Below are 5016 nucleotides of genomic sequence, written 5' to 3'. Positions count from 1 at the left end.
GACGTAAGGCGTTGAATTTATAAGGCATATAAATCTGAAATGTTGGCAGGACTTCAGTAAATTAGCTTCAAATCACGATCCATGCAACAACGTCGTTTAGATCTGTTTGGAGAAAACTATTGCGGTCAAATACAGGTTAGGTTGGTAAGGCCTGGCAGACCGCGCAAGCATTCTACGATTCAGAATGGGCAGGTCGGGTCCACCGTGTAGTCGTGTACTTCCACCCTACCAGAAATAATGTCGGTCTTAGCTTTCTCAAGAGCAGTCTTCATTTCATCGGTAATCAGTGGCATGTTGTGCTGGTCGTAAGACCAGGAAACCCCATTTTCAGCAAGGCCAAGCACCTCAACCCCAGAAGTCCAGTTACCGTCTTGTGCATCAGTTAGAGTTTTTTCTACAGCAACGTCTATGCCTTTAGTCATCGATGTAAGAACAGAACCCGGGTGCAGGTGGTTCTGGTTAGAGTCTACGCCGATACCCAGTTTGCCATCATCAGCTGCCGCCTGCAGAACGCCAGTGCCAGTCAAACCAGCAGCGTGGAACACTACATCTGCACCACGAGCAAACTGTGAGCGTGCCAGTTTTCCTCCCTTTAATGGATCTCTCCAGGCTGCACTCGTGGTTCCTGTCATATTTTCGAGGATTGTAACGTCAGGCTTAGCATATTTTGCGCCCTGTTTGTAACCACATGCAAACTTACGGATGAGCGGAAGATCCATGCCACCAATGAAACCGATTGTGTCGCTTTTGCTTGCCATTGCTGCCAGCATTCCTACAAGGAAAGATCCCTCGTCTTCCTTAAAGATGATCGAACGCACGTTTGGCAGGTCAACAACAGCATCAATGATTGCGAAGTTTGTATCAGGAAACTCTTTGGCGACCCTTCTCAGCGCAGGAGCCTGAGCAAATCCGATCGTAATAATAGGGTTCATGCCGCGACGTGCGAAGTTGCGCAATGCCTGCTCGCGCTGGGGCGGATTCTGGATTTCGAATTCACGGAACTTGACGCCCGTGCGCTCCTCAAACTGCAGAGCGCCTTTATAAGCAGCTTCATTATAGGACAAATCATTGCGATCGCCGAATACAACTGCCGGCTTAAAGTCTTCCGCCATTGCGCCAGTTATCATCACTGCTGATAGGGAAAATGCTCCGAAGATTGCTTTGGTATTCACTGTTTCTTCCTTATTGTATTCTTCTAGCAGGCGAGAAATCTCTCCGGTCAGCCATTCATCGTTAACGAGTTCACTAACAACGCTGACCGTGAACGCTGCCAGCGTTGCTTTGCCTCGTAGTAACAGCCGGTAGTCGCGACAACATATACCTCTTTGACTTCATCAAAGTGTAAGTCGACAGCTTTCCCTTTCAGAGAACGCGAAATGGTAGAATTAAGTTAAATGGTGTTAGCAAGTTAACTTTGGCTCCAGCTCCGATTGATAGTTGGTCAATATGACTTGTGCTCCGATCAGTTACAAACGCCATCGCTTTCCACCCGAAATTATCACTCTCGTTGTTTGGCTCTATCACCGCTTTTCGCTCAGCCTGCGTGAGGTCGAGGAGATGCTGCTGGAGCGCGGCATAACCCTGTCCTATGAAACCATTCGCAAGTGGGCGCTGTTGCGTAAATACGCTTCAGACGTATATTCCGACTGATATTTCCTTCAGTGAAGATTCAGTTAATGCCGTTTAAAGCCAATGCTGATCGCCGACATAAGCTTGCCAAAGCCAAATACAAAGTGACGAACTGGTCGAAGTATAATGAAAGCTTGCGTCGTCGCGGCGATGTCACGGTTTGGATTGAAGAGAGCGCTGCCAAGGCTTGGTTTGCCCCCCAGAACCAACGACGTGGACGGCCCGCCAAGTTTTCAGAGCTTGCCATTGAAACCTGTTTGCAGATCCGGGTCGTATTCGGGCTTGCTTTGAGGCAGACACAAGGGTTTGTGAGGTCTGTGTTCCATTTGATGGAGTTGGTTTTACCGGTTCCTGACTTTTCAATCCTGTCGCGCCGCGCAGATGGCTTGAAACTTTCAAATCCCAAACCGCGAACGAACTGTGAACCAGTAGCGCTGGTAATCGATCGTACAGGCGTTAAGATCTTTGGTGCCGGAGAATGGCAGGAAACCAAGCATGGAACCAGGATAAAGCGCAGAACTTGGCGCAAGCTTCACCTTGGCCTTGATCTGAATACCGGCGAAATCGTCTGCTCTTAACTGACCGAAGACAATGTTGGTGATCCAACCGTTGTGCCGGATATGCTGGACCAAGTTAGGGGTCCGGTTGCCACGTTCCTTGGTGATGGGACGCTTGTGGGGCAAGAATTAGCAGACCGGTTTGAAGGTATCGAGGTCATTATTCCACCTCCCAAAACAGCTAGCCTCGGCCCTGAGTCTGCGACCGCACCCAGTGCTCGCGACTGGGATATTCTTGCCATTCAAAAGAACGGCAGGATGTCTTGGCAAAAGCAAACCGGATATGGTCGAAGGTCTCGAGGTGAAACTTTGATGGGTCGCTTTAAGCAGGTGATTGGGACCACGCTCCGGTCACGAAAGTTGAACAATCAGAGGACAGAGGCAAAACTTGGCGCCGCCGTTCTCAACACAATGACGACCCTCGGACGCGCCACGTTCAAGAAGGTTTCTGCATGATCAGATGCATGCGATTGGGCAGGCTGCAAGCTAATTTCGAATTGTGCAACAGCGCCGCTTACCGCTTGAGTACTACCAAATTCAGGTTAAGCTGAAAACTGCTTTGATAGACGTTTAAATTTATAACCGAGAAAATAATTAAATGATGAAGGTTATCATTAATGAGTTAGGAAAACCCTGAGCGATATTTAGTAGTTACTGATATGAAATGCTGCTCATATTTATGATATTTTCTAGATGAAAATGGATTATATTTAATCATCGATAGTTTTCACTATAAAGTTGGCGTTTTCATAAATATATATTATATATATCTCGGAAATACTCCTACAAACGACGTCTCATACCGTAGACGTTTGAGATATGCATCAGTGCTGCCGGAACCCACCAACGTTTGGGTATGGTCGTTTTGGTGCCTATAAACCGCAATTTCTGGTTTTGTTAAGACCATCCATGATGGTCATGTCTTAACGAGGTACATGCGGCGGCCGGGGTTGGACACACTTCGTTGCTGATATTAACGCCCCCTCAAGAATGGGCAGGTTCAGGACAACTGGGATGGAAAAAATTGGTGTTGGGTTAATCGGAACGGGATTTATGGGCAAGTGTCACGCTTTGGCGTGGAATTCTGTTTCGAGCATATTTGGCGGTGAGCTTAAACCGGAGCTGGTGATGCTGGCTGCGGTGGACACGCAGGTTGCTGCTGCAAGAGCACAGGATTTTGGCTTTGCGAAGTCTACAAGCAATTGGCGCGATATGCTGGCAGAACCTGAAATTCAGATTATTTCTATTACCACACCTAACCAGTTTCATGCGGAAATGGCAATTGCGGCTCTGGAGGCAGGCAAACATGTTTACTGTGAGAAGCCAATGTCCAGTAGTCTTGGTAGCGCAAAGGAGATGCTGGAAGTTGCCCGAAGATCTGGAAGAAAGACATTCCTGGGCTACAACTATATGCAGAACCCGATGATCCGACATATGCGCGACCTAGTAAAGACAGGGGACATAGGTGAGGTGTTTCAATGCAGGATAGAGCTGGATGAAGACTTTCTTGCTGATCCGCAACATGAATGGGACCTGACTTGTAGTGCGGCAACGGGACCGGGTGCGCTGGATGATTTCGGCGTACATGCTATTGCGATGCTCGACATGATGGATCTGAAAATCAGCAAGGTCATGTGTCGCATGGCAAGGCCCTATAAAACCCGACCGGATCAGGAAGGCAGAAGCAAACCCGTCGAAAACTATGACACGACAAATGTTTTGTTTGAGTTGACCAACGGCGGTGATGGCTCGTTTTTATTTAATCGTGCTGCATGGGGACGCAAATGTCACTTTGTCATTGAGGTTTTTGGATCTAAAGGATCTGTCTTCTTTGATCAAGAACGGATGAACGAACTGAGTATTTATAAAGCAGAAGGGCCATTAGCGGGACAGGGCTACACCACAATTCTGTCAGGCCCGACACATACTCCTTATGATTGCTTTATGCCCGTTGCTGGGCATGGTCTTGGGTTTAACGACCTGAAAACGATTGAAGTTAACGAGATCCTGAAGAACATTCAAGGTAAGGAAAGCTTTGTAGTTGATTTCGAAAAAGGTATAGAATACGAGGCCGCGATCAACGCAATGATAAGTTCGCACGAAACGTCGACGTGGATCGATGTTGCCTCGGACTGAATGGCCGTGTTGCACGGGTCAGCACTGAGATAAAGTTCCCCCGCTGCCTCTAAGTCTGGGTCACAGAACGCGCTCAAACGTCGGGCGCCCGAGGACCGTCATCTTATTGAGAGCATTGACGCCAGCTTTTATCTCTGCCCTCTGGTTTTTGATGTTACGCGCTTTCAGTTTGTTGCCAATCACCTGCTTAAAGCGGCCCATCTGAGTTTCAATCCGGCTGCGCTGAGTATACCCGGTTTGCTTCTGCCATGCCATCCGTCCTTCGCTCTGGATGATAGCAATATGCCGGTCCCGCTGTGTGGGGTTGGTCTCAGCCCCGAGGCTGACGACAGCGTTTTTAGGCGGTGGAGTATTGACTTCGACACCTTCAAAGCGTCGCTGCAATTCATTGCTGACAGGCTCTCCGTCATAGCCCTCGTCCGCTATGAACCGGGAAACCGGTCCTTCAATCTGGTCCAGTAAATCGGGCAAGAGCGTCGGGTCTCCAACGCTCTCCTCAGTCAGTTCAGAACAAACAATCTCGCTGGTGTCCAGATTCATCCCAAGATGTAGCTTACGCCAGGATAGGCGCTTGACTGCCGTTCCATGCTCGTTTTCCTGCCACTCTCCGGCTCCGAATACTTTCAATCCGGTGCTGTCGACCACAAGGTGAACCGGCTCAGATTTAGCCTGCTGCTTTAGCTGTTCAAATTCC

Annotated in this window: 3 protein-coding genes and 2 pseudogenes; 3 read left to right on the top strand and 2 right to left on the bottom strand. The window is 48.7% G+C overall.

All coding sequences use genetic code 11. The features are described 5' to 3' along the window. Positions 1-179 precede the first annotated feature (179 nt). Positions 180-1127 (bottom strand): BMP family lipoprotein, encoded by a 948-nt coding sequence (locus BMZ51_RS23045; protein ID WP_068009938.1) that lies wholly within the window; start codon positions 1125-1127, stop codon positions 180-182. Positions 1128-1446: 319 nt separating this feature from the next. Between BMZ51_RS23045 and BMZ51_RS23040 the strand changes: the two are divergent. The 3 genes and pseudogenes from BMZ51_RS23040 to BMZ51_RS23030 all read left to right on the top strand — a co-directional run. Next, positions 1447-1608 (top strand): annotated as a pseudogene (locus tag BMZ51_RS23040) (IS6 family transposase); the annotation flags it as partial. Between the two features lie 68 nt (positions 1609-1676). Further along, positions 1677-2642: pseudogene (locus BMZ51_RS24700) on the top strand (IS5 family transposase). Between the two features lie 558 nt (positions 2643-3200). Continuing rightward, a complete protein-coding gene (locus BMZ51_RS23030; RefSeq protein ID WP_068010468.1) occupies positions 3201-4322 on the top strand; it encodes a Gfo/Idh/MocA family protein in 1122 nt (373 codons plus the stop codon). 60 nt (positions 4323-4382) lie between these two features. On the opposite strand, the gene BMZ51_RS23025 is transcribed toward BMZ51_RS23030, so the two are convergent. After that, positions 4383-5016: IS5 family transposase (locus BMZ51_RS23025; RefSeq protein WP_139201471.1), on the bottom strand; the 634-nt coding region annotated here is incomplete at its 5' end.

The organism is Pseudovibrio axinellae (assembly GCF_900110875.1).
Taxonomy (GTDB): Bacteria; Pseudomonadota; Alphaproteobacteria; order Rhizobiales; family Stappiaceae; genus Pseudovibrio; species Pseudovibrio axinellae.
The sequence above is the reverse complement of the archived record's forward strand: the minus strand, read 5'-3'. Positions and strand labels throughout refer to the sequence as shown.